Source organism: Aestuariivirga sp., from assembly GCF_047602625.1.
Lineage (GTDB): Bacteria > Pseudomonadota > Alphaproteobacteria > Rhizobiales > Aestuariivirgaceae > Aestuariivirga.
Genome location: NZ_JASGGV010000002.1, coordinates 2,053,312 through 2,078,379, shown reverse-complemented (window position 1 = coordinate 2,078,379; position 25,068 = coordinate 2,053,312). Strand labels below are relative to the sequence as shown.

General features: G+C 63.9%; 23 protein-coding genes and 1 pseudogene. 11 read left to right on the top strand and 13 right to left on the bottom strand.

Translation table 11 applies throughout. From position 1 onward, the window contains the following. Positions 1–2: 2 nt before the first annotated feature. A complete protein-coding gene (locus tag QM694_RS15280) occupies positions 3–1,481 on the bottom strand; it encodes a leucyl aminopeptidase (RefSeq protein ID WP_415007781.1) in 1,479 nt (492 codons plus the stop codon). Positions 1,482–1,696: 215 nt separating this feature from the next. Between QM694_RS15280 and QM694_RS15275 the strand changes: the two genes are divergently transcribed. The 4 genes and pseudogenes from QM694_RS15275 (at position 1,697) to rsmA (ending at position 6,806) form a co-directional block, all read left to right on the top strand. Next, a complete protein-coding gene (locus tag QM694_RS15275) occupies positions 1,697–3,952 on the top strand; it encodes an LPS-assembly protein LptD (protein WP_415007780.1) in 2,256 nt (751 codons plus the stop codon). A gap of 8 nt (positions 3,953–3,960) precedes the next feature. Beyond that, positions 3,961–4,953 (top strand): hypothetical protein, encoded by a 993-nt coding sequence (locus QM694_RS15270; RefSeq protein ID WP_415007779.1) that lies wholly within the window; start codon positions 3,961–3,963, stop codon positions 4,951–4,953. Continuing rightward, a complete protein-coding gene (pdxA, locus tag QM694_RS15265; protein WP_415007778.1) occupies positions 4,950–5,945 on the top strand; it encodes a 4-hydroxythreonine-4-phosphate dehydrogenase PdxA in 996 nt (331 codons plus the stop codon). The genes QM694_RS15270 and pdxA overlap by 4 nt, the downstream gene beginning before the upstream one ends. Next, positions 5,942–6,806: pseudogene (gene rsmA, locus QM694_RS15260) on the top strand (16S rRNA (adenine(1518)-N(6)/adenine(1519)-N(6))-dimethyltransferase RsmA). Before pdxA ends, rsmA begins: the two are co-directional and overlap by 4 nt. Here rsmA and gmk read toward each other — a convergent pair. From gmk to QM694_RS15235, 5 genes are all read right to left on the bottom strand, one after another. Beyond that, a complete protein-coding gene (gene gmk / locus QM694_RS15255) occupies positions 6,769–7,392 on the bottom strand; it encodes a guanylate kinase (RefSeq protein ID WP_415007777.1) in 624 nt (207 codons plus the stop codon). The pseudogene rsmA and the gene gmk overlap by 38 nt on opposite strands. A 16-nt stretch (positions 7,393–7,408) precedes the next feature. Beyond that, positions 7,409–8,296: a YicC/YloC family endoribonuclease gene (locus QM694_RS15250; protein WP_415007776.1), complete on the bottom strand. Its 888-nt coding sequence runs from the start codon at positions 8,294–8,296 to the stop codon at positions 7,409–7,411. A gap of 32 nt (positions 8,297–8,328) precedes the next feature. Further along, positions 8,329–9,645: an endolytic transglycosylase MltG gene (mltG, locus tag QM694_RS15245; protein ID WP_415007775.1), complete on the bottom strand. Its 1,317-nt coding sequence runs from the start codon at positions 9,643–9,645 to the stop codon at positions 8,329–8,331. A gap of 25 nt (positions 9,646–9,670) precedes the next feature. Continuing rightward, complete coding sequence (gene fabF, locus QM694_RS15240) at positions 9,671–10,936, bottom strand: beta-ketoacyl-ACP synthase II (RefSeq protein WP_415007774.1); 1,266 nt, start codon at positions 10,934–10,936, stop codon at positions 9,671–9,673. A gap of 109 nt (positions 10,937–11,045) precedes the next feature. Further along, the gene (locus QM694_RS15235; RefSeq protein WP_415007773.1) at positions 11,046–11,282 is read right to left on the bottom strand and encodes an acyl carrier protein; all 237 of its coding nucleotides are present in this window, start codon (positions 11,280–11,282) and stop codon (positions 11,046–11,048) included. Between QM694_RS15235 and QM694_RS15230 the strand changes: the two genes are divergently transcribed. Continuing rightward, positions 11,238–12,731 carry an alpha/beta hydrolase family protein gene (locus QM694_RS15230; RefSeq protein WP_415007772.1) on the top strand — a complete coding sequence of 498 codons (1,494 nt, stop codon included), beginning with the start codon at positions 11,238–11,240 and terminating at the stop codon, positions 12,729–12,731. The genes QM694_RS15235 and QM694_RS15230 overlap by 45 nt on opposite strands. 60 nt (positions 12,732–12,791) lie before the next feature. Beyond that, entirely contained in the window at positions 12,792–13,322 is a 531-nt protein-coding gene (locus QM694_RS15225; RefSeq protein WP_415007771.1) for a DUF4893 domain-containing protein, read from the top strand. 6 nt (positions 13,323–13,328) lie between these two features. Here QM694_RS15225 and fabG read toward each other — a convergent pair whose 3' ends face one another. After that, positions 13,329–14,066 carry a 3-oxoacyl-[acyl-carrier-protein] reductase gene (fabG, locus tag QM694_RS15220; protein WP_415007770.1) on the bottom strand — a complete coding sequence of 246 codons (738 nt, stop codon included), beginning with the start codon at positions 14,064–14,066 and terminating at the stop codon, positions 13,329–13,331. Between the two features lie 5 nt (positions 14,067–14,071). Then, the gene (gene fabD / locus QM694_RS15215) at positions 14,072–15,022 is read right to left on the bottom strand and encodes an ACP S-malonyltransferase (RefSeq protein ID WP_415007769.1); all 951 of its coding nucleotides are present in this window, start codon (positions 15,020–15,022) and stop codon (positions 14,072–14,074) included. Positions 15,023–15,089: 67 nt separating this feature from the next. Here fabD and QM694_RS15210 point away from each other — a divergent pair, with 67 nt between their 5' ends. Next, a complete protein-coding gene (locus QM694_RS15210) occupies positions 15,090–16,016 on the top strand; it encodes a sugar kinase (RefSeq protein ID WP_415007768.1) in 927 nt (308 codons plus the stop codon). Here QM694_RS15210 and QM694_RS15205 read toward each other — a convergent pair. From QM694_RS15205 to QM694_RS15185, 5 genes are all read right to left on the bottom strand, one after another. After that, complete coding sequence (locus tag QM694_RS15205; protein ID WP_415007767.1) at positions 15,997–16,260, bottom strand: hypothetical protein; 264 nt, start codon at positions 16,258–16,260, stop codon at positions 15,997–15,999. The two genes, QM694_RS15210 and QM694_RS15205, sit on opposite strands and share 20 nt — an antisense overlap. A gap of 29 nt (positions 16,261–16,289) precedes the next feature. After that, a complete protein-coding gene (locus tag QM694_RS15200) occupies positions 16,290–17,060 on the bottom strand; it encodes an SDR family NAD(P)-dependent oxidoreductase (protein ID WP_415007766.1) in 771 nt (256 codons plus the stop codon). Positions 17,061–17,062: 2 nt separating this feature from the next. Next, positions 17,063–17,821 carry an ATP-binding cassette domain-containing protein gene (locus QM694_RS15195; protein WP_415008644.1) on the bottom strand — a complete coding sequence of 253 codons (759 nt, stop codon included), beginning with the start codon at positions 17,819–17,821 and terminating at the stop codon, positions 17,063–17,065. A 147-nt stretch (positions 17,822–17,968) separates the two neighbouring features. Next, the gene (locus tag QM694_RS15190; RefSeq protein ID WP_415007765.1) at positions 17,969–19,372 is read right to left on the bottom strand and encodes a sugar ABC transporter permease; all 1,404 of its coding nucleotides are present in this window, start codon (positions 19,370–19,372) and stop codon (positions 17,969–17,971) included. A gap of 121 nt (positions 19,373–19,493) precedes the next feature. Continuing rightward, the gene (locus QM694_RS15185) at positions 19,494–20,537 is read right to left on the bottom strand and encodes a substrate-binding domain-containing protein (RefSeq protein WP_415007764.1); all 1,044 of its coding nucleotides are present in this window, start codon (positions 20,535–20,537) and stop codon (positions 19,494–19,496) included. A 203-nt stretch (positions 20,538–20,740) separates the two neighbouring features. On the opposite strand from QM694_RS15185, the gene QM694_RS15180 reads away from it, so the two are divergent. From QM694_RS15180 to QM694_RS15165, 4 genes are all read left to right on the top strand, one after another. Next, positions 20,741–22,012 carry an ROK family protein gene (locus tag QM694_RS15180; RefSeq protein ID WP_415007763.1) on the top strand — a complete coding sequence of 424 codons (1,272 nt, stop codon included), beginning with the start codon at positions 20,741–20,743 and terminating at the stop codon, positions 22,010–22,012. Positions 22,013–22,374: 362 nt separating this feature from the next. After that, positions 22,375–23,511, top strand: a complete 1,137-nt coding sequence (locus QM694_RS15175; protein ID WP_415007762.1) for a type III PLP-dependent enzyme — start codon at positions 22,375–22,377, stop codon at positions 23,509–23,511. A 42-nt stretch (positions 23,512–23,553) separates the two neighbouring features. Next, complete coding sequence (locus QM694_RS15170; protein ID WP_415007761.1) at positions 23,554–24,078, top strand: GNAT family N-acetyltransferase; 525 nt, start codon at positions 23,554–23,556, stop codon at positions 24,076–24,078. 41 nt (positions 24,079–24,119) lie between these two features. Next, positions 24,120–25,016: a LysR substrate-binding domain-containing protein gene (locus tag QM694_RS15165; RefSeq protein ID WP_415007760.1), complete on the top strand. Its 897-nt coding sequence runs from the start codon at positions 24,120–24,122 to the stop codon at positions 25,014–25,016. The last annotated feature ends 52 nt before the right edge of the window (positions 25,017–25,068 follow it).

The window sequence follows — 25,068 nt, the reverse complement described above, 5'->3', positions numbered from 1 at the left end:
TTTTACCGTTCGTAGTGATCGGCCACCAGGCGGTTCAAAAGCCTGACGCCCCAGCCCGAGCCCCAGCTCTGGTTGATGGGCGATTTCAGCGCATCCATGGCGGTGCCCGCCACGTCGAGATGCGCCCATGGCACATTGTTCACGAAACGCTGCAGGAATTGCGCGGCGGTGATGGCGCCTGCATTGCGCCCGCCGGTGTTTTTCACATCGGCCACGTCATGGTCGATGATCTTGTCATATTCGGGCGCCAGCGGCATGCGCCACACTTTCTCGGCGGTGGCATAGCCCGCTGCGGACAGGCGCTGCGCCAGCTCGTCATCGTTGGAGAACAGGCCCGCATGTTCCTTGCCCAGCGCCACCATGATGGCGCCGGTCAGGGTGGCGAGGTCGATCATGAATTTCGGCTTGAAGCGGTCCTGCACATACCAGAGCACATCGGCCAGCACGAGGCGGCCTTCGGCATCGGTGTTCAGCACTGCGATGGTCTGGCCGGACATGGACTTCACCACGTCGCCGGGCCGCTGCGCCTTGCCGTCGGGCATGTTCTCGACAAGGCCGATGGCGCCGATGGCGTTCACCTTCGCCTTGCGCTTCGCCAGCGCCAGCATCAGGCCGGTCACGCAGGCTGCCCCGCCCATGTCGCCCTTCATGTCCTCCATGCCCGCCGCGGGCTTGATGGAAATGCCGCCGGTGTCGAAGGTCACGCCCTTGCCGATGAAGGCCACAGGCTTCTCGCCTTTCCGGCCGCCATCCCAGCGCATCACCACCATGCGGGCTTCATGATCGCTGCCCAGCGCCACGCCGAGAAGCGCATCCATCCCCAGCCGCTTCATCTGGGCCGGGCTCAGGATTTCGATCTTCACGCCCTCCTTGGCCAGCGCCTTGGCGCGGCGGGCAAATTCCTCCGGGTACAGAACATTGGCCGGCTCGTTGACGAGATCGCGCGCCAGGTGAACGCCCTCCGCCACCGCTTCGAAGTCCGCGAAGGCCTTGCGCGCCGCCGCCGCATCGGCGCAATGAAGCGTAAGACTCTCCAGCGTTACGCTTTCGGGCTTCTTCGATTTGTACTGGTTGAAGCTGTAGACGCGCAGCATGGCGCCAGAGGCCAGCAGCGCCGCCGCCATGCCCTTCGGTCCGAAATCGCCGTCGATCTCCACGGCGACCGCCGCCTGCGGCGCCTTCAGCGCCTGCAGCGTTCCGGCAATGGCGCCGCCGAGAAATTCCACCTCCTGCGGCCTGATGGTGCCGGGCTTGCCGAGGCCGAAGATCACCACGCGGTCATAGCGCCCGCCGGGCGAGAGAACATCGAGCCAGGATTCGCGCTTGCCGGTAAAGCGCGCCGCCTTCATGGCGCGCGCCAGGTGGCCGCCGGTCTGCTTGTCCACCGCTGACGCAATGTCACCCAGCTTCGCGCCTTCGGTTGCGAACACCACGAGAACACCGGAGGCTGGAGCGGTAGGCCCCGAAAATTTAATCTTCATGATCACTTCCCGACAAAACGAAACAAGACAGCCAACTCAGCGGCGCGAAACGGCTGCGAAGATGCAGGTCTTAGACGCAACGGCCCGTTAACCACAATGGTCACAGCGCCGCGCATCGGACTCAATTCAAGATGAGGATGAATGCCATTCCCGGCTTCACCCCGGCAGTAAATCCCGTTAAGAGTTTGTAAAGAACTGTAAGCAGGCGATCGGGCGTGATCCTGGCGGACGAAAACAGCAACCACCCGAAGAGCCTGCGGGGCTCCATGTCCGCGCTGGCATTGGCCGTCGTGGCGGGCATTCTGATGGCTGGAGCCGCCATGGCGGCGGTTGATTCGCCCTTCGTCCCCAAGTCTCCGAAATTCGTGGCCCCGGTCACCAAGTCGCCGCCCAAGGGCACGCGGATGCATGTGGTGGCCGACCAGTTCACCTATAATTCGAAGACCCGCTTCGCCACCGCCACCGGCATGGTCCGCATGGTCTATGGCCCCTATATCCTCACCGCCACCCGTGTGAGCTACGATTTCAACAAGGATGTCTTCAAGGCCAACGGGTCAGTCGTGCTGCGCGAGCCTAACGGCAACGTCACGGAAGCCAATTCGGCCGAGCTCACCAATCATTTCAAGCAGGGCTTCGCCGAACATGTGAAGGCGCTGCTCACCAACGACGTGACGATCACCGCCGATTACGCGAAGAAGATTCAGGACGGCATCTCGATCTACACCAACATGACCTACACCGCCTGCAAGGATTGCGTGCGCCAGGATGGAACACCGGCATGGCAGATCAAGGCGCCGCAGGCCACGCACGACCAGAACACCAAGACCATCCATTACGTCGATCCGACCTTCGAACTGGCGGGCATGCCGGTCTTCTGGCTACCCTATCTCTCCTACCCCGACCCCACGGTGAAACGGCGGAGCGGGTTTCTGCTGCCCAATTTCGGCTACAGCAAGGTCTATGGCGCGGGCGTCACGGTTCCCTATTTCTGGGACATCGCCCCCAACATGGACCTAACGTTGAGGCCCATGGTGACCACGAAGCAGGGCCTGTTCGGCGATGTGGAATGGCGCCACCGCCTGGCAAGCGGCGAATACAATATCCGCGGCTACGGAATTTACCAACTCGATCCGGACGCGGCGCGGGATCCGTCGCACTGGCGCGGCGCCATCACGTCGAAGGGCGATTTCAAGATCAACAACACCTGGTCATGGGGCTGGGACGGCACGCTGCTGAGCGACATCAATTTCTACCGCGACTACGGCATCAGCAACCCCGACATGATCACCAACAACGTGCATGTCACCGATATCGACGATCGCGCCTATGTGTCGGCGCAAATTCTCAATTACCAGTCGCTGCGCACGCGTGATGACGAGCACCTCATTCCCTACGCTGTCCCTTACGTGACGGCCAGTGACACGCTGGCGCAATCCGTTCTCGGCGGCGAACTGGGTTTCAACGTCGATGCCTATTCGCTGTACCGCGACGATGCCGCGACGGACCTTGATCTCGGCACCCGGCAAACCCGCGCGGTGGCCAGCATGGACTGGCAGCGGCGCATGGTGAACGGCTGGGGCCAGGTCATCACCCCGTTTGCGAGCGTCAGGGCCGATCTCTACAATTCGGAAGACGTGCCCAGCGCTTCTTCGGACGAGGTGACGACCGCGCGGGTGCTGCCCACCGCCGGTCTTGACGTCCGCTGGCCTTTCATCGCCTCCCAGTCTCTCGGGCAAAGCATCCTCACGCCGGTGGCGCAGATTATCGCGTCTCCCGGCGAAAAGGATGCCGATGACATCGCGCCCGAAGATGCGATCACGATGAATTTCGACCATACCAATCTTTTCCTGCAGGACCGCTTCAGCGGCCTTGACAGGTATGAGGGCGGAACGCGCGCCAACGCCGGGCTGATGTACACCTTCCTCGCCCAGAATGGCGGGTTCCTCCGCGCCAGCGCGGGCGAATCCTATCATATCGCGGGCACCAACAGCTTCGAGGACGGATCGGGGCTGGAGGACGATCTTTCCGACATCGTGGGCGCCGTGGCTTTCCAGCCCAATGACAAGCTGCGTTTCACCTACGAGGCGCGGGCGGCGCAGGACTTCTCGGCCATGCACTCCCAGGAAACCTCCGTCAGCCTCACTTTGGACAGGATTTCCGGGTCTGTCAGTTATGCCGACGTGGACAAGGCGCCAGATTATGGCCGGCCGGAAAACGCCCGGCAAATCTGGGCCGATGCGGGCTATCAATTCGCCGATGCCTGGAAAATGTTTGGCGGTTTCAGATATGATCTGGGCAAGGACAAGTTCATGGACAGATATCTCGGCCTCATGTTCGATTGCGACTGCATGCGGGCCAAACTGGTATATGAAGATTCGATTGATGACGAGACGCTGGAAACCGGCCACAGCCTGAAGCTGTCGGTCGAATTCCGCACCATTGGCGTGCTCGGCGGCAAGATCAAGTTCTGACGGCGAACATGCGGCGCGACATTCTCATCAGCTTTTGTCTTTCACTGTGGATTGCCGCGAGCCTCTCGTGCGGCGTGGCGCATGCCGGCGGCGTGGTCGCCATCGTGGCCGATGTTCCCGTCACCGAATTCGACATCACGGCGCGGATCACGCTGGCGAAAATCCTCGATCCGCAACTTCCGCCGCTTGACCGCAAGAAGGCGCTGCAGGGCATGGTCGACGATGTCATCAAGCGCACAGACGCCAAGAAATACAATATGGACGCCAGCAATGACGACGTGAACGACGAGATCAAGCGGATTGCGGGGCGCATGAAACTGAGTTCCGACGGCTTGCTGAAACAGCTGGCCGGGCGCGGGATCAACGAGACATTTTTCCGCAACTATCTGTCCGCGCAGCTTGGATTCAACCGCATCCTGGCCAGCAAATACCGGTCCGACATCAAGGTGAACGACAGCGACATCGACAGCAAGACCGCCGAGATCAAGTCGAAGGTGGATGCGCAGATGGCGCAGCTTCGCAAGGATCCGCGGATGAACGGCATCACCGTGTTCAACATCATGGAGATCACCCTGCCGGTGGAATCTTCCGACGATCCGGCCCTTCTGCAGGCGCGCGCGGTGGAGGCGCAGCAGGTGCAGCAGCAGTTCAAGAGCTGCAGCAATCCGCGCGCCGCGGCCAGCGGGGTGTTCAACGTGAAATTCGGCAAGATGATCGAGGCTGACGCCGCGAAGCTGCCGCCGCCCTTGCGCGCCGCGCTGCAGAAAGCCGGCGTCAACAAGGCGATCGGCCCGATGCGCGGGCCGGGAGGCATCCAGCTCATCGCCTTCTGCGGCAGCCGCAAGATCACGCCGGAGATGCCGACCTTCAAGATGCCGGACCGCGACCAGATCTCCAACATCATCGTCAATGAAAAATACGACGGCTACGAAGCCTCCTACATGGCCACGGCCCGCAAGAAAGTTTATGTCGAGTACCGCGATCCGAGCTACGCGCCGTGACGCATCAGCCCATCGTCCTCACCAGTGGTGAGCCTGCGGGCATCGCGCCCGACATCACCGCCGCCGCATGGCAAGCGCTGAAAGGCCGGGCGGCCTCCTGCTTCTTCCTGCTGGGTGATGCCGATTACTGGCAATCGCGCAATCCATCCCTTCCCGTGCGCCGCATCCAGTCGCCGCGCGAGGCGAAAGATGTTTTTGCCGAAGCCCTGCCGGTGCTCCATCGCCCGCTCGATGCCGCGCCGGTAGCGGGCAAGCTTCATCCGGCGACAGCGAAACAGGTGATTTCCGCCATCGACGAGGCGGTGAGCATGGCTTTCGACGGCACGGTATCGGCCATCGTCACCAATCCCATCCAGAAGGAAGCGCTCTATACGGCAGGCTTCCGCCATCAGGGCCACACGGATTATCTCGCCCATCTGGCGGAGACGCGCGGCCACAAGGCGCAGGAGGTGATGATGCTGGTGGCGGCGGATCTCCGCGCCATTCCGGTCACCGTCCATATTCCCTTATCGGAAGTGCCGAAACAGCTCACGGGGGCTTCGATCATGGCGCAGGCGAGCGTCGCGGCGGAGGCGCTGACGCGTCACTTCGGCATCGCCCAGCCCCGCCTTGCCTTCACCGGCCTCAATCCGCATGCCGGCGAAAACGGCACGATGGGCACCGAGGAAAACGCAATCATCATTCCGGCGCTGAAGGAACTGGCGGCGCAAGGATATTCCGTACAAGGACCATTGCCCGCCGACACCGCCTTCCACCCGGAAGCCCGCGCGCAATATGATGCGATCCTCTGCATGTATCACGACCAGGCGCTGATCCCGGTCAAGACGCTCGACTTCCATGGCGGCGTGAACGTGAGCTTGGGGCTTCCCTTCATCCGCACCTCGCCCGATCACGGCACGGCGCTCTCGATCGCGGGCACCCACACCGCCAATCCGAAGAGCCTGATCGCCGCGCTTACCTTGGCCGCCCAGATGGCGAAGACCGCCTCGTGAGCGGGGACGGGCTGCCGCCGCTCCGCGAGGTGATCGGCCACTTCGGCCTCGCGGCGAAGAAAGCCCTCGGGCAGAATTTCCTCTTCGACCTCAATCTCACCCGCCGCATCGCCCGCGCCGCAGCCCCGCTTGAAGGCTTCACCATCGTCGAAATCGGCCCCGGCCCCGGCGGCCTCACGCGCGCGCTATTGATGGAAGGTGCGGAGAAGATCATTGCCGTCGAGCGCGACGATCGCGCCATCGCGGCGCTGGAGGAGGTCGCGCGCGCCTACCCGGGCCGCCTCACGGTGATCTCCGGCGATGCGCTGGCAACCGACTGGCGCTCCCTCATCAAGGGCCCGGCGAAAATCATCGCCAACCTGCCTTACAACATCGCCACGCCGCTTCTCACGGGATGGCTGACAAATGGCCCATGGCCGCCGTGGTTTTCCTCCCTCACGCTGATGTTCCAGAAGGAAGTGGCCGAGCGCATCGTGGCCAGGCCTGGCGGCAAGGATTATGGCCGCCTCTCCATCCTGTGCCAGCATCTCTGCGATACGAAAAAACTCTTCGACGTAAACCGCTCGGCCTTCACGCCGCCGCCCAAGATCACCTCGTCCATCGTGCAGCTCGTGCCGCGCGCGATGCCTGAACCCGCATGTGATATTGCCGTTCTTGAAAAGGTCACCGCCGCGGCCTTCGGCCAGCGCCGCAAGATGCTGCGCTCCAGCCTGAAATCCATCACCGATAATCCCGAAGTCGCTGCTGGCGTCGGCAGGCCTCAATCCAGAACTCCGCGCCGAGCAGATTCCGGTTGCCGATTTTGCGCGCCTCGCGGCGCTGTTCAAAGGCCTTTCGTCAGATCACGGACGAATTGCGTGAGGCCGGTCAGGCGGCGGCGGCGCAGCCGCTCCGCCGTCAGCACCGCCTGTATCTGCGCGAAGGCGCGGTCCACGTCGTCGTTGACGATGACATAGTCATATTCCGCCCAGTGGCTGATCTCGCGCGAAGCTTCGGCCATGCGCTTGGCGACGATGCTCGCCGCATCCTGATTGCGGCGGATCAGGCGCTCATGCAGTTCCTCCGCCGATGGCGGCAGGATGAAGACGCGCACCAGATCGTCCTTCATCGCCTCGGCAAGCTGCTGGGTGCCCTGCCAGTCGATGTCGAAGAGCACATCGCGGCCCTGCGCCAGCGCCTGTTCAACGGGCTTCTTCGGCGTACCGTAGAAATTGCCGAACACCTCCGCCCATTCGAGAAGCCCGCCCGCTTCGGCTTCAGCGGTGAAGGCATCCTTGGCGATGAAATGATAGTCCCGGCCATCCACTTCGCCGGGCCTCGGCTTTCGTGTGGTGACGGAGACCGACATGGTGATGTTGCTGTCGGCGGCCAGCAGCATGCGCGACAGCGTGGTTTTCCCCGCGCCCGATGGCGAGGACATGACAAGCAGCAGGCCCCGGCGAGCCATTGCTGCGGGAGAAGAGCTATTCAAGATTCTGCACCTGTTCGCGCATCTGGTCGATCACCGTCTTGAGGTCGAGGCCGATTGCCGTCATGCCGCCATCCCAGGCCTTGGAGCACAGCGTGTTGGCCTCGCGGTTGAATTCCTGCGCCAGAAAATCGAACTTGCGGCCCACCGCCTCGCCCGAGGCCATCAGCGCCCGCGCCGCCTCGACATGCGAGGACAGCCTGTCGATCTCTTCCTGGATGTCGGCGCGCGTCGCCGCCAGCACCGCCTCCTGGTGCAGGCGCTGCGGATCAAAGCCCGAGCCCGCCTCCATCAGCCTTGCCACCTGTTCGGCAAGCCTCGCCTTGATCGCCTCTGGCGTGCGGGATTTGCTGGCCCGCGCGGCCTCGGCCAATGCGGCGATGCGCGCCACCTGCGCCGTCACAAGCTCCGAGAGCCTCGCGCCCTCCGCCTCGCGTGAGGCCACAAGCTGGCCCAGCGCCTCATCGAAGGAACGGAGGATTTCCCCGTTGCGCGCGGCCACATCCTCTTCATTTTCCTCTTCCGGCACCACCTCGACGACGCCGCGAATGGAGAGCAGAAAATCGGCGCGCAGCGGTTCGCCGCCGATGCGGTTCCGCAGCGCCTCGCCGGCCTCCAGAAGCTGCTCCAGCACGTCTTTGTTCACGCGCACCCGCTCGGGCCGCGCAGCACCGCCGATGGTGAGGGAAATCTGCAGGTTTCCGCGCTTGATCTTGGCGGCCACGGCGCTCCGCACCGGGCCTTCCAGCGCCTCGAAACCGGGCGGCAGGCGGAAGCGCATGTCCAGCGCCTTGCCGTTGACGCTCTTCACCTCCCATTGCCAGGTGAAGGCGCCGCTTGCGCCCGAGGCGCGGGCAAAGCCGGTCATGCTGGAAATCGCCATCGCTGCCCTTCGAGAATCAGATGGCGCGGATGTTAGCGCCTGGGCTTCAGCTTCGGAACGGGGATCAGCGCATCGCCCGAAGCGATCACCGAGCCGGGCTTGAGGTCCAGCACCGGCGCATCCTCCGCGGCCGGCGTGGTTGTGGCGGCGGCACCGGGCTGGGCTGCGGTGGCGTCCGCCGTCTGGTCCTGCTGTTCAACCGGCGTGTCCATCGGCGGCAAGGTGGCGGATTGCGGTTCGGGAACATCGGTGGTTCCGCTGCCGGCATCAGTTTGCCCGGCATCGCCCGTTTCGGCGGCCAGCGCCGTGGCGGAATTGCCGGCGAGGTTCCGCCACTTCGCCACGTTGCGGTTATGCTCCTCGAGCGTCGAGGCGAAGGCATGGCCGCCGGTGCCATCGGCCACGAAATAAAGATAGGTCGTGTCAGGGGGGTTCACCACCGCTTCCAGCGCCGCGCGGCCGGGATTGGCGATGGGCCCGGGCGGCAGGCCCTTGATGGTATAGGTGTTATAGGGCGTGGGCGTGGTGATGTCGGTCTTGGTCAGCGGGCGGTCGAGCTTTCCCTTGCCGCCGACGATGCCATAGATGATCGTCGGATCGGATTGCAGCCGCATGCCCATCTTGAGGCGGTTGAGGAATACAGAGGCGATCTGCCCGCGCTCCTCGGGGATGCCGGTTTCCTTCTCGACGATCGAGGCGAGGATCACAGCCTGTTCAGGCGTGTCGATGCCAAGGCCAGCCTTGCGGGTGGCCCACACCTCGTCCACCATTTTCTTTTCCGCCATCGTCATGTGGTCGATGAGCTGCTGGCGGGTCGCGCCCCGCTCGAACACATAGGTGTCGGGCATGATCGCGCCTTCGGGCGGCGGGCTCGTGACCTCGCCGGTCAGCACATCGTTTTCGGTCACGCGGGCCAGCGCCATGTCGGTGGTGAAGCCTTCGGGCACGCTGATCTTGTAGGTGATGGATTTGCCGCTGGCGATCAGGTCCATCACGTCATTCATCGGCATGGCGGCGGCGAATTCATATTCACCGGCGCGGAGATGGCTCTTCTGTCCCGTCACCCAGGCGGCGGCGGCAAAGATCTGCCCATTGCTCACGATCCCGGCCTGTTCCAGCGCCGCGCCGATCTCGGGCGTGCTCAGGCCCTTGCCGATCATGAAGACCTTTTTGTCCGCCAGCGGGCCTGGCCGCGTAAAGGCGTCATAGGCGTAGAAGGCGCCCGCCGCACCAGCAATCGCCACGGCAAGAGCGATCAGGAAAAGAGAACCCAGCACGCGCGTCATGGCCGAAGCGCGCGGGCGCGGCAGTTTCGGTGCGGAGACGCGGGTGGGGTCGCTGCCTGTCAATGCGCGGGCCGATCCTTCCTAGGGATCATGCCGCGTAGCGCCGCATGACCAGTGAAGCGTTGGTACCACCGAAACCAAAAGAATTCGACAGAACTGTGTTGATCTCTTTCTTGCGCGCCGCCTTGGGCACGAGGTCGATGGCGGTATCGATGGAAGGGTTGTCGAGGTTGATGGTGGGCGGCAGCACATTGTCGCGCATGGCGAGAATGCAGAAAATCGCCTCCACCGCGCCCGCGGCACCCAAGAGATGGCCGATGGACGATTTCGTGGACGACATCGAGAGTGCATCGGCGCGGTTGCCCATCAGCCGCTCCACGGCGCGAAGTTCAATCTCATCACCCAAGGGCGTCGAGGTGCCGTGAGCGTTCACGTAGTCGATCTCGTGCGCCTGGAGGCCTGCGCGCTTCAGCGCGTTGGTCATGCAGCGGAAGGCGCCGTCACCGTCGGGTGCGGGCGCTGTCACATGATAGGCATCGCCTGACATGCCATAGCCGATGATCTCGGCATAGATCCGCGCGCCGCGCGCCTTCGCATGTTCCAGTTCCTCAAGCACGATCACGCCCGCGCCTTCGCCCATCACGAAGCCGTCGCGGTCCTTGTCATAGGGGCGCGAACCCTTGGCGGGCTCGTCATTGTATTTGGTGGCCAGCGCCTTGCAGGCCACGAAGCCCGCGATGCCGAGACGGCAGATCGCCGATTCAGCGCCGCCGGCGATCATCACATCGGCATCGTCGAGGGCGATGATGCGCGCCGCGTCACCGATCGCATGCGAGCCGGTTGAACAGGCGGTCACCACCGAATGGTTGGGGCCTTTGCAGCCGAACTCGATGGAGATCAGGCCGGAGGCCAGATTGATGAGCGCGCCGGGAATGAAGAAGGGGCTGACGCGGCGCGGGCCCTTCTCGGCCAGCAGCAGCGTCGTCTGCTCGATGTTGGTGAGCCCGCCGATGCCCGAGCCCACAAGCACGCCAGCGCGTTCCTTTTCCTCCTCGGATTTCAGGTCGAGGCCCGAATCCTTCATCGCCTGCTTGGCGGCGGCCACCGCGTAGATCAGGAAGTCATCGTAGCGGCGCAGTTCCTTGTGGTCCATCCACTGTTCGGGATTGAAGGTGGCATTGCCGCCATCGCCGCGCTTCACCTCGCAGGCGATGCGGCAGGCGAGATCATGCGCGTCGAACTTTGTGATCGGCCCCGCGCTCGATTCGCCCGCCAGCAGGCGGCTCCACGTCTCATCGACGCCGGTTGCCAGGGGCGACACCATTCCCAAGCCTGTGACGACAACGCGGCGCATCGGGGCCTATCCTTTCCTCATAACAAAACGCGGCGGCAGGGCTCTGATGGGCCATGCCTCCGCGCAATATGTTTCAATGACCCCCGGAAGACGGAGGCGCGCGGCCCGCTCAGGCAGCGTTCTTCTCGATGAAGGCCACGGCGTCGCCCACCGTCTGGATCGTCTCGGCGGCGTCGTCGGGAATCTCGATGCTGAACTCTTCCTCGAAGGCCATGACCAGCTCGACGGTATCCAGGCTGTCAGCGCCGAGATCGTCGATGAAGCTCGCTTCGGGCTTCACCTTGTCGGCATCGACGCCGAGGTGCTCGACAACGATTTTCTTCACCCGCTCAGCAACATCACTCATGTTCAGTCGTCCTTGGTTGTTATCTGTTCTGACGGCCGGAACCCCCCGCGGGTCCCCCCTTTCGCCGTGGGTTCACTACCACAGATTCCTTTTGTGGCAAAAGGGGCAAGTTTCAGGCTTCTGCCGCAAGGTCACCATGGGTTTTCAACGTCACCCGATGGCGCTGCGCCGGCTTGCCATGGCCATGCCCGCGATCTAGTCTGCGCCCGCCGCACTCCAGCCGCCGGGAGAACGATGGGCCAACTGTTTCAAGACGAATTATACAATGATTTCGGCATTTGGCCGCTGGGCTATATCCCTGCGGGCGGGGCCGACTATGGGGAGGTCCAGGCGGTTGCCGATACCATCGGCAAGGGAGACGATGCCGCCTATTTCAACAGCTGGACCGGCGCGGCCGAGCGGTTGTTTGCGGAAGCCGAAACCGCCCTTGCGAAGGGTCATCGCGGCAGCGCACGCGATCTCTATTTGCGCGCCAGCGTCTTTTACGGCGCGTCCTACCATCCCCTGTATGGCGCGCCTGTCGATTCGCGGCTCCTGTCCGCCTTCCGGAAACAGCGCGATGCCTTTGACAGGGGCCTGTCGCTGACCGCTGGGGTTCCCCAACCTTTTGCCATCCCGTTTCAGCAAACCGCCCTTCCCGCCTATTTCATCCCGGCGGAGGGGCATGTAAATGACGTACGGCCACTGATTATCTTCACCAACGGCTATGACGGCACCATCACCGATATGTATTTCGCCTCCGCCGTGGCTGCGTCCCGCCGGGGCTATCACTGCCTGCTGTTCGACGGCCCGGGCCAGGGCGCCATGCTTTATGAACAAAATGTGCCTCTCAGGCCCGACTGGGAAACGGTGATCACTGCAGTGGTGGATCATGCCTTAACTTTGCCGCTGGTCGATCCGGCACGAATCGTACTCAACGGCTGGAGTCTCGGGGGTTATCTGGCGCCCCGTGGCGCTTCGGGAGAACATCGCCTGGCGGCATTGATTGCCGATCCTGGTACATGGAGTATCGCTGACGGATTTCGCAAGGTTTTCGTCCAGAAATTTGGCCTTTCAGCCGATGCGGCAAAGGACTTGGGTAAGCTCGATCCGGCGCTGATTGCCAAGGCAGACGCGTTCATCCGTTCGAGCCGCAGCCTGAACTGGAAAGTGGTGCAACGCGGCTTCTGGGTACACGGCGTTGACAATCTTCGTGACTATCTCGCGTCGGCGGAGCTCTTCACCATGAAAGGCCGCGCCGAATTGATCCGCTGTCCAACGCTTATCACGCAAGCCGAGGGAGATGGGCTTTCCGCCGATGCCGGATCGTTTTTCGATGCGCTGCGCTGTCCAAAGACTCTAATGCAATTCACGGCGGCAGAAGGGGCTTCAGGGCATTGCGAGATGATGAACCGCTCGCTGCTCAACCGCCGGGCGCTCGACTGGCTTGATGAACGATTGGCAACGTGAAGGCTTGAGGACACGATAAAAAGCATATCCGCATTTGCGCTCATCCTGCTGTTCATCGCCTTGCCCGCTTTCGCGGATGGAGAGCTGCTGCGCCTGCTGAAGCCCGCCGATGACGCGAAGCTCAAGCATTTCGCGGCCACCAAAGCGGAAGCATTGGCGGAAGCGCGGGCGGGCGGCGATGCCGCCGATATGGCCATCCTCGATGATGCGCTGTCGGGCACACCCATGGACATCAACAGCTTCGATGCCACCGGCCCATGGCGCTGCCGCACCATCAAGGCGGGCGGCAACCTGCCGCTCGTCACCTATGGCTGGTTCAAATGCCGGATCAGCGATGATGGATCGGGCTGGTTCCTGAAAAAGACCACCGGCTCGCAGCGCACCGAAGGGCGCTTCTACACCGTAAGTCAAACCCGCCTCGCCTATCTGGGGGCGGGCTACGTCGTGGGCGAAAGCCCCCGCAGCTATGGCGAAGACTCGAAAGAGAATCAGGTGGCCTTCGTGGAGCGGCTCAAGCCCAACCGGCTGGTGCTGCAGTTCCCGGAGCCCGAATATGAATCGAAATTCGATATCCTGCTGCTAGAACGCTGAGCTTCCTCAGATCATCGCCATGCCGCCGTTCACATGGATGGTCTGGCCGGTGACATAGGAGGCCTCGTTCGACGCCAGATAGAGGGCGGCGGCGGCGATCTCGTCCGGCGTGCCCAGGCGGCCCGCAGGCACGCGGCTCAGAATCGTTTCCCTTTGCTTGTCGTTCAAAACGTCGGTCATCGGCGTGGCGATGAAGCCGGGGGCGATGGCGTTCACCGTCACATTGCGCGATGCCAGTTCCTGTGCCAGCGATTTGGTGAGGCCGATAACGCCCGCTTTCGACGCCACATAATTGGCCTGGCCGGGATTGCCCGTCACGCCCACGACGGAGGTGATGTTGATGATGCGGCCCCAGCGCTTCTTCATCATGCCGCGCATCGCCGCGCGGGCGAGGCGGAAGGAGGCGGTCAGGTTCACGTCCAGCACCTGATTCCAGTCCTCGTCCTTCATGCGCATGGCGAGGCCATCCCTGGTGATGCCGGCATTGTTCACCAGAATGTCGAGGCCGCCCATCGCCTCTTCGGCAGCAGGCACCAGCTTTTCGACATCGGCTGAATCCGAGAGATTGCAGGGCAGCACATGGCAGCGTTCGCCCAATTTTGCTTTCAGCTCTTCCAGCACGGCGGCGCGGGTGCCGGAGATGGCAACTGTAGCGCCCGCCGTGTGAAGCGCCTGTGCGATTGCCGCGCCGATGCCGCCGGTCGCACCCGTCACCAGTGCAGTCTTGCCTGTAAGGTCAAACATTTTACCTATCCCTGTTTGAGTGTGGCGGCGGCGGCCTGAATGTCGTCGGGCGTCCCGAGTGCAAGCCCTGTGGCCTCGGGCGCATTCTTCTTGAGAAGCCCGGTCAGCACCTTGCCCGATCCGAGTTCGCAGAAGGTGGTGACGCCATGCTGCGCCATATAGCCCACGCATTCGCGCCAGCGCACCGTGCCGGTCACCTGCCTGACGAGGCTCTCCCTGATCGCCGCCGGATCGCTGAGCGGCCCGGCGATGACGTTGGCGATCACCGGCACCGAAGGCGCATTCATGGTCACCTTTGAAAGCGCCTCCGCCATCGCATCGGCGGCGGGCTGCATCAGCGCGCAATGGAAGGGGGCCGAGACGGGAAGAAGAATGGCGCGCTTCGCACCCTTCTCCTTGGCGATGACGAGGGCGCGGTCAATCGCCGCCTTGCTGCCGGAGATCACCACCTGCCCATCGCTATTGTCATTCGCTGCCTGGCACACTTCGCCCTCCGCCGCTTGCGCGGCGACGGCTGATGCGGCGGCGAAATCAAGACCGAGCAAGGCCGCCATCGCCCCGGTGCCCACCGGCGTTGCCGCCTGCATGGCTTTCCCGCGAGTCTTTAGAAGCCGCGCCGTATCGGCCAGCGAGAATGTGCCCGCCGCCGCAAGGGCCGAATATTCGCCCAGCGAATGACCCGCCACGAATTTTGCAGTCCCGCCAACGCTGATGCCGAACTCCTGCTCCAGCACGCGCACCACCGCCATGCTCACCGCCATCAGGGCGGGCTGGGCGTTCTCGGTCAGCGTCAGATCGGCTTCGGGGCCATCCCACATCAGCGCCGACAGTTTCTGCCCCAGCGCCCCGTCCACTTCGTCGAACACGGTGCGCGCCGAAGGAAAGGCATCGGCCAGCGCCTTGCCCATGCCCACCGCCTGGCTGCCCTGCCCCGGAAAGGTGAATGCCACCGCCATCTTGATCCTGCCTGCCAAATCGCCCTAGTTGGGCCGCACGAAACATGAGGCCGGGGCCAAGTCAAGAATGAACAAAACCATCGGCATCGTGGCGCTCGGCGAGCCGCTCTACGAGTTGAACCAGCAGGCGGACGGGCGTTATCTCGGCGGCTTCGGCGGCGACACCTCCAATGTCGTGATTGCCGCCCGGCGTCTCGGTGCAAACACCGCCTATGTCTCGCGCATCGGCGGCGATATTTTCGGCGATGCGCTGCGGGGTTTATGGGATCAGGAAGGCGTGGATGCCACGGCGGTGAAGATCGACAAGGACACGCCCACCGGCCTCTATTTTGTTACCCATCATCCGGAAGGCCATCGCTTCACCTATCGCCGCAAAGGATCGGCGGCGAGCCTGATGAGCGTGGCGGATGTGCCCGATGCGCTCATCGCCTCCGCGAAGATTCTCCACGTCTCCGGCATCAGCCAGGCCATCAGCCCGAGTGCCGCGCATGCCGTGGATCACGCCATCGCCGTGGCTGAAGCGGCGGGAACGCTCATCTCCTTCGACACCAATTTCCGCCCTGCGTTGTGGGATGCTGAAACCGCGCGGCCCGCCATCGAACGCGCTGCCGTACACGCCGCGATTCTCAAGACCTCCATCGACGACAGCCGGGCACTCTTCGGCGACGGCGACCCGCACGCCATTGCCGCGCGGTTCCTGAAGCTGGGGGCGAAAGAGGTTCTGGTCACGCTCGGGCCTGATGGCGTTCTGGTTGCGGATGGCGCGCGCGCGCAGATTCTGAAAGGCCATCGCGTCGCCGCCGTCGATGCCACGGGGGCTGGCGATGCCTTCACCGGTGCGTTGCTGGCCGAGGTCTGCCGGGGGAGTTCAATCGCCGAAGCCGTGCCCTTCGCCAATGCGGCGGCGGCTCTCTCAACGCTTGGCTATGGGGCGATTGCGCCGCTGCCGAAGCGGGCAGACGTCGAGCGCTTTCTCAATTCAGCGGCTCATTGACCACGTGGTCGATCATGCGCTGCCAGTCCTTGGGCAGATAGCCCCAGTCGGGCGCATCAGGCAAAGCAGCTTCCAGCATTTCCACGGTGGGCTGGCGCATCGCCTGCACGGCGGCGCGGGCGGCCTCCATGTAGGCCCGCCAGTCCGCATCCCCGAGGTTCCGCGCGATGGCGCGGGCCACTCGTTCAATCATCGGTGGTGATGCGGGTGTCACGCCGCCCTTGGTATACGCGCTGTTAACCATAATCAACTGCACGTAACGTCATCCCACCATTACACTGCTGTAAACCCGCCATCGATCATGAAAATGCCGCCGCACACGAAGTCCGAGGCAGGCGACGCAAGATAGAGAATCATGTCCGCCACCTCCACCGGCTTGCCGAATCGGTTGAGCGGCGTCTTGGCGCGTTGCGGATCGCCCTTCTCCGGTTCCCCCCACACCTTCTCGCCCATGGGGGTCAGAATCACATTGGGGCAGACCGCATTTGTCTGGATGTTGTGCGGCGCCCATTCCACCGTCATCACCTTGGTCAGCATGTTGAGGCCGCCCTTCGACGCACAGTATGCGCCATGGTCTGCCGTGCCGATGACGCCTGCCTGCGACGACACATTGACGATCTTGCCGGATTTCTGGGCGATCATCGCCGGGGCCAGAAGCCTGGCGATGATGAAGGGCGCGCGCAGGTTCACCGCCATGATGCGGTCCCACTCGGCAATCGAATGTTCGGTGAGGGGCGCCACATAGGCGGTGCCGGCATTGTTCACCAGAATGTCGACGGTGCCGAAGGCGGCAAGTGATTCGCGTGCCGCTTTCTCCGCGCCCTCGACGGTCGTGAGATCAGCCTCGATCACCACGCAGCGGCGGCCCAGCGCCTCCACCGTGGCTTTCACCTCGGCCAGCCCTTCGGCATCGCGCGCCGTTGCGGCGATATCGGCGCCCGCTTCGGCCAATACGCGGCAGGCCTCATGGCCGATGCCCTTGCTGGCCCCGGTCACAAGCGCCCGCTTGCCCTTAAGGGCAAACCGCTCCGTCCAGTCCGTCATATTCAGGCGGCCTCTCTCAATGCGCCCGGCCCGGCAACAGCGCCCGGCGGGCATTTGCCGGCAATGATCATGCCCAGCACTTCATCATGCGTCACGTCGGTGGTTTTCGCGGTGCCGACGACGCGGCCGTTCTTCATCACGCAGAGACGGTCGGCGAGATCGAACACGTCATGCAAATCATGGCTGATCAGGAAGATGCCGATGCCTTCGGCCTTCAACTGCTTGATGAGTTCGCCCACCTGCGCGGTCTCCTGCGGGCCCAGCGCCGCCGTCGGCTCATCCATGATCAGGATGCGGGCGTTGAAGTGGATGGCCCGGGCGATCGCCACCGATTGCCGCTGGCCGCCCGACAGGCGCACCACCGGCTCCTTGAAGCGGCGGAAATTCGGATTGAGCCTGTGCATCACCTTCCGGCATTCCGCCTCCATCGCCACGTCATCGAGCGTGCCGAAGGGTGTTCTCAGTTCGCGGCCGAGATAGAGATTGGCGGCGGCATCCACATTGTCGGCCAAAGCCAGCGTCTGGTAGATCGTCTCGATGCCATAGGCCTTGGCGTCACGCGGATTGTTGATCTCGGCCTTGTCGCCATTCACCAGGATATCGCCGGAGTCGCGCCTGTAGGCGCCGGAGAGAATCTTGATGAGCGTCGATTTGCCCGCGCCGTTGTGGCCCAGCAGCCCCATCACTTCACCGGGATAGAGATCGATGGACGCATGATCCACCGCCTTGATGCCGCCGAAGGCGATGGAAATATCGCGCATCTCGACCAGCGGCGTGCCGCGCGTGTCGGCGGCGGGGGGCAGCGGCTCGTCGGCGACGGCCTTGGCGCGCGCCACGGCCTTCTTCACCATGGCAGCGCCTTTGACAGGAGAAGGTCCGGCTGATTTCTTTGCCATTGCGGTTCTCCCTTACTTCACGCGGCGGCGATAGAGCTGGTCGACGAACACCGCCACCACCAGCACCGAGCCCACCACGACATCGGTATAGGCCGAGTCGAGATTGAGCAGCGCCATGCCCGATTGCAGCGACTGCATCACCAAGGCACCCACCATGGCGCCATAGATGGTGCCGATGCCGCCCGCCAGCGAGGTGCCGCCGATCACCGCGGCGGCGATCACATAGAGTTCATTCAGCGTGCCGAGCGCCGTCGTCGCGGCGTCGAGGCGGGCCGAGGCGATGACCGAGGCGACGCCCACCAGCGCCCCCATCAGCGTGAACACCTTGACGGTGAGCCACTTGGTGTTGATGCCCGCCAGTTCGGCGGCTTCCGGGTTGCCGCCCGTCGCATAGACATAGCGGCCAAAGCGCGTGCGCGTGGCGATGAAGGTCATCAGCAGGCCGATGGCCAGGGTGATCAGCACCGGAATGGGATAGCCGGTCTGGTAGCTCAGGCCCTCGACGCAATTCACCACCTTGCCGCCTGCCATGCAGATGGCCGAGCCGTCGCGGTTCTCGACGCCTTCGGGAATGGGAATGTTGTTGGCCACGGCATAACGCTCCGCCACCTTGGCGGGCCAGAGATAGGAATTGACCACGGCGGTGGCGCCCAGCGCCACCAGCGCGCCCACGCCCGCCACCACGCATTCCGCCCAGATCGGGCGCAGCGGGAACTTGAAGCGGATGCGCTGCCGCCGCTGATGGATGATCGCCAGCACGATCGCCACGCAGACGGCAAAGCCCAAGGCCCAGCTCCAGAACGGCCCCAGGGCCGCCGCCGGATTGTTGCCGCCGATCAGCGCGAAGGTCTTGTCCATGGGCGCGACGGTGACGCCCGAGGCGATGAGAAAGCCGATGCCGCGATAGGCAATCAGCCCGCCCAGCGTGACGATGAAGGACGGAACCTGCCCATAGGCGATGAGAAGCCCGTTGAAGCAGCCAATGGCCGCGCCGATGAGGATCGACGCCAGAACGGCGATAATCCAGATCGCCGGATGACCGACGCCCAGCAGGGCCGTCAGCTTGTAGACCTGAAGGACACCGGCGGAGATGGCGACGATATTCATCATCGAGCCGATGGAGAGGTCGATCTGGCGCATGACGATCACCAGAACCATGCCGGTGCACATCACGGCGATGACGGAGGTTTGCACCAGCAGCACCCAGAGATTTCGCGCGGTCAGAAACGAGCCGCCGAAAATCCCGGCGCCCGGCCGCAATTGCCCGCTGATGATGTCGAAACCGATCCAGATCACCGCCAGCGCGGCGATCATGCCGAGCATGCGCGTATCGATCTCGGTGGCGCGCAGGAAACGCTTCACCACACCTTCATCGCTGAGGCCTGGGCCAGATGTCACCGGATTCTGCATCGTCATGATCGGCCTCCCCTCAGATTGCCCCGGCCGCGTTCACCGCGGCGCTTCATGAAAAAGGCGCGCCACTCCTTGCGGAATGACGCGCCGATGATGTTTCAAACCATCAGGCTTGGCAAGGCGATCAGTTGCAGGCCTTGACCGATCCGGCGGCGACGCCGGCGCAGACTTCATCCTTGGTCACCCAGCCGGCGTCGATCACGTCGTTCAGGTTGTCCTTGGTGATCGCGTCGGGGGTCAGCAGGATGGCGTTCACTTCCACACCCTTGGCGCCCTTGTTGAACTTGCTGATGCCGGAGAGCGTCGTCGGGTCCTTGCCGTCGGCGATCGCCACGGCGGCTTCGGCGGCGGCCTTGCCGAGCACGCGGCTGTCCTTCCAGATCGACACCGTCTGGGTGCCGAGCGCCACGCGGTTCAGCGCCGCCTTGTCGCCGTCCTGGCCGGACACCGGCACGGAACCCGCCATGCCCTGCGCCGAGAGCGCCGCGACAACACCGGTCGCCATGCCGTCGTTTTCGGAGACGACCGCATCCACCTTGTTGCCGGTGGAGGTAAGGCACTGCTCCATGTTCTTCTGGGCATTGTCCGGCTTCCAGCCATCGGTGAAGGTTTCGCAGACATTCTTGATCTTGCCCGCGTCCATGGCGTCCTTCAGCACTTCCAGCACGCCCTGGAACAGGAAGGTGGCGTTGGGATCGCCCTTGTCGCCCTTGATGAAGGCATAGTTGCCCTCGGGCTTCGCCTTCATCACTTCCTTGGCCATCAGGCGGCCCACGCCCACGTTGTCGAAGGTCACATAGAGCGCGTTCGGATCTTCCACCAGCACGTCATAGGAGATCATCTTCACGCCCGCGTCGGCGGCGGCCTTGAAGGAGGGCAGGATGGCGTCCGAGTCATAGGCGACGACGAGGATGACGTCGACCTTCTGGGAGATCAGGCTCTCGATGTCGGAGGCCTGCTTGGCGGCGGAGCCTTGCGCGTCGGTCGAGACATATTTGTCACCGGCGGCCTCGACGACGGCCTTGATGGCAGCTTCGTCGGTCTTCCAGCGTTCTTCCTGGAAGGTCTTCCACGAGACGGCGATGGTCTTGCCGGCCGCCATGGCCGAAACCGACGATACGCCGAGCATCAGGGCGCCCGCCACCACGGCGAAAAGTTTGCGATTCATCTTGGGTCCTCCCTCGAAGGCCTGCCGATCCCGCGGGACGCCTCCCTGAATCACCCACTGCAACAAGCAGACGGTGTGATGCGCGCGGTCTCCTGAGCCCTAGACGTGAATGGTTTTTATTTCGGCGTCCAAAAAAATGTTGCGGCAACTGGCCGCGTGAGTCAACATAAGAAAAGAAAAATCGTTTGTGCAACGCAACTTACATGCTGCGAACGCGAAGTGTAATCGGCGAAAAAGCGGACAGCGAACTGGTGCGGCGGCAAAACCGCCGCGTGGTTCTCGACATGCTGCGCCATGCAGGCCCGCTGGCCCGTGTCGAGCTTGGCCAGCGCACCGGCCTGTCGCCCGCCACCATCACGGCGATCTCGGGCCAGCTGATCGAGCAGGGCCTGCTGGAAGCACTGGAAGAATCACTTGAAGCCGAGCAGCGGCAGCGCCGGGGCCGCCCGATGACGAGGCTTCACCTCGCGCCGCAGGCCGCGCATGTGCTGGCGGTGAAGCTTTCCATTGACGGCGTCGAGCTGGTGCTGGCGGATTTCCGCGGCGCCATCCTGCGCCGCCAGCTTCTCCATATCTCGACCTACGAAGCAGACCCCGGCCTGTTCGGCCAGTCGGTGGCGGAGGAGATCGCGCAATTCCTTGGCAAGGCGATGCTGAAGCGGCGCAGCGTGGTGCGGATCGGCGTGGCGGTGCAGGGCGTCGCCAACACGCAGGCCGGAACCGTGGTGTGGAGCCCGGCCTTCCGTGCACGGAACATTCCCGTCGCCGGGCCGGTCAGCGAGCGCCTCGGCATCCGCTGCACCGTCGCCAATGACGCCAACATGATCGCCGAGGCGCTGGCCGCGCAGGACCGGGCGGCGGCAGGCACCACCTGCGTCGTCTTCACCGGCTATGGCGTGGGCGGCGCCCTCATCATCAACGGACAGGTCTATCACGGCGAGACGGGGGCGGCGGCGGAGTTCGGCCACATGAACCATGTGCCGCACGGGCTTCTCTGCCGTTGCGGGCGGCGCGGCTGCGTCGAGGCGTATGCCGCCGACTATGCCATCGCCCGCGCGGCGGGGCTTGGGCGCACGGAAGAACCGCCGCTCTCCGCCATTGCCGATCAGGAAATGGCGGAGATCGAGGAGCGCGCGGCGGCGGGCGACCAGGCGGCGCTTGAGGCCTTTGCCCGGGCGGGAGAGGCGCTGGGCTTCGGCATCGCCCGTGTCATCGCCATGCTCAGCCCGGCGCGCATCGTGCTCTCAGGGCCTGGGACGCGGGCCATCGGCCTCATGGAGCAGGCGATGCGCGCGGCGATTGCCGATGGCGTGGTGGAGGAACTGCGCCGCAACGTCTCGATCGACGTGGTGCCCATCGCCACCGACATGATCGTCAAGGGCACCATCGGCATGGCGCTCCGCGATCTCGACGAGGCGATCTCCTCCTCCGGCCCCATCGAGGCCTTCGCGCTCCCCGTCCAGACCGTCGCCTGAGCGGGCAGGCACCATCGCGCAAAGAAAGCATTAACGCCGCGTCATAAAATTTTTTGCGCGCGGCCGCATTTCTCCTTGATTGCGACACACGAATCCATCATATCGCGCGGGCCCAAAGTCGCACGTGCCTCAAGGATTTCCCCAAAGCAACGACGGTGCGGGCTTTTTGGTCTCAACCGGCTCCTCCAAAGGCCGGGGTTACTGAGAGGCACCACTATCATTGCCCCATGTGCGACCGGGTCTCCCGATCAAGCCAAGGCGAACACGTCAGGACGCAAACGGCCCCCTCGTCTCCATCGCGGGGCTGGCCGTCATCGCACCGACACCGGCAACGCTTACCGTCTGATTCTGGGAGAACACCCATGGCCGCCACCGCCCGCATTCTCGACTTCCTGCGCGACCGACGCCCCGAAGGCCCCTGCCTCGTCGTCGACCTCGAAGTGATCGCCGACAACTTCCGTGCCTTCCGGCACGCGATGCCGGACACCCGCATTTTCTACGCGGTGAAGGCCAATCCGGCGCCCGAGATTCTCAAGATGCTGGCCTCGATGGGCTCGTGCTTCGACACCGCCTCGGTGGCGGAAGTGGACATGGCGCTGGCCGCTGGCGCCACGCCGGACCGCATCTCCTTCGGCAACACCATCAAGAAAGAGCGTGACATTGCCGCCGCCTTCGCGCGCGGCGTCAAGCTCTATGCGGTGGATTGCGTGGAAGAGGTGGAAAAGGTGTCCCGCGCTGCTCCGGGTTCGCAGGTGTTCTGCCGCATCCTCACCGATGGCGTTGGTGCTGAATGGCCCTTGTCGCGCAAGTTCGGCTGCGAGCCCTCGATGGCCGTGGACGTGCTGCTCCGCGCCCATGCGCTGGGCCTCAAGGCCTATGGCATTTCCTTCCATGTCGGCTCGCAGCAGACGCGGCTCGAAGCTTGGGATTCGGCGCTTGCCGAAGCCAAGGCGATCTTCGATGCGATGCAGAAGCACGGCGTCACGCTGTCGATGGTCAACCTCGGCGGCGGCTTCCCGACCAAATATCTGAAAGCCGTTCCGGGCACCGGCACCTATGCCAATGCCATCCATGAGGCGCTGACCAGGCATTTCGGCAATGCCATTCCCGAGACCATCATCGAGCCGGGCCGCGGCATGGTGGGCAATGCGGGCGTCATCAAGGCCGAAGTGGTTCTGGTGTCGAAGAAGCACGCCAACGACAACAACCGCTGGGTCTATCTCGACATCGGCAAGTTCGGCGGCCTCGCCGAAACGATGGACGAAGCCATCCGCTATCCCATCGTCACGGCCAAGGACGGCGACGCCAAGAGCCCCTGCGTGGTCGCCGGCCCCACCTGCGACTCGGCGGACGTGCTTTACGAGAAGACGCCTTATGACCTGCCGGTGACGCTCACCGTCGGCGATGAGGTGCTGATCGAGGCCACGGGCGCCTACACCACCACCTATGCGTCGGTGGCGTTCAACGGTTTCTCGCCGCTCGCCGCCTACGTCATCTAAGCCGCTCACCCATCCATCACCTTGTCACTTGTGGAGGCCACAATGGTCACCATTCGTCATGAGCTTGCCCAGGATCAGCCGCAGCGCGAGGCGCTGCTTGACCGGGCGTTCGGAAAAACCCGCCGCCGCAAGACCTCCGAGCGGCTGCGCGAAGGCCGTCTCGCCGCCGAAGGCCTGGCCTTCACGGCTGTCGATGCGAAGGGCCGCCTCGTCGGCACGGTCAGGCTGTGGAACGTCATCGCCGGATCGGCGGGACCTGCCCTGCTGCTCGGCCCCATCGCGGTGGACCAGAAGCTGCGCGGCAAGGGCATCGGTGGCGCCCTGATGCGTCATGCGCTTCAGGCGGCGAAGAACGAGGGCCATGGCGCCGTGCTGCTGGTGGGTGACGCGCCCTATTACCAGCGCTTCGGCTTCAGCACCGCGGTGACGCAAGACCTGCACCTGCCGGGCCCCGTGGAGCGCGCCCGCTTCCTCGGGCTTGAGCTTGAGCCACACGCGCTTGATGGGGCGGAAGGCCTCGTCATGGCGTCGGGCCGGGCCATGCCCGATCTCGCCGTGGCTGCTTGAGTATTCCTCAACTGTCTGGCGTTTGATAGGATGGCGGCGCCATGGTGCGCCGCCATTACAATCTTCCCTCCCTGAATGCCCTCGCCGCCTTTGAAGCCGCCGCACGGCACCTGAGCCTCACGCGCGCGGCGAGCGAACTCAATGTCACGCCGGGTGCTGTCTCCAAGCAGGTGAAAAGCCTCGAGGACGAAATCGCGCGGCCGCTGTTCATCCGCCTGCACCGGGCGCTGCAATTGACGCCCGAGGGCGAGACGATCTACCGGGCGCTGCGCGAGAATTTCGAGCGCATTTCCTCCGCGCTCCAGACGGTGCGCACGCAGGGCGCGGCGCGCACCGTGTCGCTCGGCACCACCATGGCCTTCGCGCAGCTCTGGCTGATGCCGCGCCTCGGCACGTTCTGGAACGCGCATCAGGACATCATCATCGACCACATCATCTCCGACCGCGCGCAGGATATTCTCCCCGCCGGGATCGAGCTGCGCGTGCGCTATGGCGATGGCACCTGGCCCAACGAATTTTCCCGCAAGCTCTTCGATGACCGGATCGTGGCGGTGGCGAGCCCCGGCTTCGCCAAACGCCACCCCGTTGCAAACAGCCGCGACCTCACCGAACTGCCGCTGCTTTCGGTGGAAGGCATGGACTGGACGTGGACGACATGGGCGGATTTCCTGCGCGAGACCGGCGGCGGGCGGCGGAAGCCCAATGTCCGGCGCTTCAACAGCTATGTCATCGCCCTACAGGCCGCGCAGGACGGGCAGGGCGTGGCGCTGGGCTGGATGCGGCTGGTGAAGCCGCTCATCGAACGAAAGGCTTTGGTGCAGGTCACCGATGCAGCGATGCCCGCCCCTCACGCCTATTACGTGACATGGAGCGCCGACCACACGCTTTCGGCTGAGGCGGAGATTCTCAAGGCCTGGCTTCTCGATCAGGCTGCTTGACTTTTCCTCACGCGAAGCCCGCTCCGGGATCGGGTTGCGGCACTGGCGTGTC

Excerpts from the sequence above, each read along its gene's own strand:
- QM694_RS15280 (WP_415007781.1), bottom strand. The coding sequence starts at position 1,481 with ATGAAGATTAAATTTTCGGGGCCTACCGCTCCAGCCTCCGGTGTTCTC.
- QM694_RS15270 (WP_415007779.1), top strand. The coding sequence starts at position 3,961 with ATGCGGCGCGACATTCTCATCAGCTTTTGTCTTTCACTGTGGATTGCC.
- gmk (WP_415007777.1), bottom strand. The coding sequence starts at position 7,392 with ATGGCTCGCCGGGGCCTGCTGCTTGTCATGTCCTCGCCATCGGGCGCG.
- QM694_RS15250 (WP_415007776.1), bottom strand. The coding sequence starts at position 8,296 with ATGGCGATTTCCAGCATGACCGGCTTTGCCCGCGCCTCGGGCGCAAGC.
- fabF (WP_415007774.1), bottom strand. The coding sequence starts at position 10,936 with ATGCGCCGCGTTGTCGTCACAGGCTTGGGAATGGTGTCGCCCCTGGCA.
- QM694_RS15235 (WP_415007773.1), bottom strand. The coding sequence starts at position 11,282 with ATGAGTGATGTTGCTGAGCGGGTGAAGAAAATCGTTGTCGAGCACCTC.
- fabG (WP_415007770.1), bottom strand. The coding sequence starts at position 14,066 with ATGTTTGACCTTACAGGCAAGACTGCACTGGTGACGGGTGCGACCGGC.
- fabD (WP_415007769.1), bottom strand. The coding sequence starts at position 15,022 with ATGGCGGTGGCATTCACCTTTCCGGGGCAGGGCAGCCAGGCGGTGGGC.
- QM694_RS15210 (WP_415007768.1), top strand. The coding sequence starts at position 15,090 with ATGAACAAAACCATCGGCATCGTGGCGCTCGGCGAGCCGCTCTACGAG.
- QM694_RS15205 (WP_415007767.1), bottom strand. The coding sequence starts at position 16,260 with ATGGTTAACAGCGCGTATACCAAGGGCGGCGTGACACCCGCATCACCA.
- QM694_RS15200 (WP_415007766.1), bottom strand. The coding sequence starts at position 17,060 with ATGACGGACTGGACGGAGCGGTTTGCCCTTAAGGGCAAGCGGGCGCTT.
- QM694_RS15195 (WP_415008644.1), bottom strand. The coding sequence starts at position 17,821 with ATGCGCGATATTTCCATCGCCTTCGGCGGCATCAAGGCGGTGGATCAT.
- QM694_RS15190 (WP_415007765.1), bottom strand. The coding sequence starts at position 19,372 with ATGACGATGCAGAATCCGGTGACATCTGGCCCAGGCCTCAGCGATGAA.
- QM694_RS15185 (WP_415007764.1), bottom strand. The coding sequence starts at position 20,537 with ATGAATCGCAAACTTTTCGCCGTGGTGGCGGGCGCCCTGATGCTCGGC.
- QM694_RS15180 (WP_415007763.1), top strand. The coding sequence starts at position 20,741 with ATGCTGCGAACGCGAAGTGTAATCGGCGAAAAAGCGGACAGCGAACTG.
- QM694_RS15175 (WP_415007762.1), top strand. The coding sequence starts at position 22,375 with ATGGCCGCCACCGCCCGCATTCTCGACTTCCTGCGCGACCGACGCCCC.
- QM694_RS15170 (WP_415007761.1), top strand. The coding sequence starts at position 23,554 with ATGGTCACCATTCGTCATGAGCTTGCCCAGGATCAGCCGCAGCGCGAG.
- QM694_RS15165 (WP_415007760.1), top strand. The coding sequence starts at position 24,120 with ATGGTGCGCCGCCATTACAATCTTCCCTCCCTGAATGCCCTCGCCGCC.